We start from the raw sequence: 1,160 nt of genomic DNA on the forward strand, positions 1-1,160 counted from the left end.
TGCGAGCGTGGCCAACACGGCGCGCAGCAGTGGCCCCTGTGCCAGGTTCAAACTGCGCTGGGCCTGGTCAGCCAGATGGGCCAGGTCTTCGGCATCGGCGCATGCGCGTACCCACAGCAGCTCGGCCGATGTCGGCGCGCCAATCGAGGCGTGCCAATGCTCGCCCTGGTGCCAGGCATTGAGCCGCAACAGGTCGTGATGTGCATGCAGGTTGGCCAGTGCAGCGCTCAACAAGCGCGCATCCAGTGCTTCACCAGGTTCAAGCAGCAGCGACTGGTTCCAGTGGTCACGTACCTCAAGCGCCTGCTCGAAGAACCAGCGCTGCACCGGAATCAGTGGCAGAGGCCCGCTGACCTCGCCCTGCTCCAGCTCCCGTGTTTCGCTGCGCCGGGCAACCGCGGCCAGGCCTTGCACGGTCTGATGCTGCAACAACTCCTTGGGTGTGAAGCGTATGTCTGCCTGGCGTGCTCGGCTGACCACCTGCAACGAGATGATCGAATCGCCACCCAGCTCGAAGAAGTTGTCGTCAAGACCCACCCTGTCCAGCTTCAGCACATCCGCCCAGATCGCCGCAATCTGCTGCTCCAGCTCGGTTTGCGGGGCGATGTATTCACCCTGCAACTGGCTGGCATCCGGCTGTGGCAGGGCCTTGCGGTCCAGCTTGCCATTTGGCGTCACCGGCAGTTGGTCGAGCAGCAGCAGGTGCGCCGGGACCATGTAGTCCGGCAAGCCTGCCTTCAGCGCTTCGCGCAGGCTGTCGCGCAAGGCGCTGTGGTCCTGCGTGCTGTCGGCCGGCACCACATAGCCCACCAACTGCTTGCCGCTCGGGCCGTCCTGGGCCAGCACCACCGCTTCCTGCACGCTGGGCAGCTCCAGCAGGCGCGCTTCGATTTCACCCAGTTCGATACGCAGGCCGCGAATCTTCACCTGATGGTCGATACGCCCGGCGTAGTCGATCACGCCATCGGCGCGGTAGCGCGCCAGGTCGCCGGTGCGGTACAGCCGCCCGCCGTTGTCGCTGAACGGGTCCGGTACGAAGCGTTCGGCAGTCAGCGCCGGGCGCTGGTGGTAGCCACGGGCAAGACCAACGCCGCCCAGGTACAGCTCGCCGGCACTGCCGCGCACGGCTGGCTGCAGGCTGCCTTCGAGGATATGGGTTT

1 protein-coding gene is annotated in these 1,160 nt (G+C 65.8%); it reads right to left on the reverse strand.

Going from position 1 to position 1,160, the window contains the following annotated elements; translation table 11 throughout:
* The coding region (locus HP547_RS13275) for a phosphopantetheine-binding protein (RefSeq protein WP_172286527.1) at window positions 1–1,160 on the reverse strand (1,160 nt) is incomplete at both ends.

The sequence above is a fragment of the Pseudomonas sp. CM27 genome (assembly GCF_013179515.1).
Taxonomy (GTDB): domain Bacteria; phylum Pseudomonadota; class Gammaproteobacteria; order Pseudomonadales; family Pseudomonadaceae; genus Aquipseudomonas.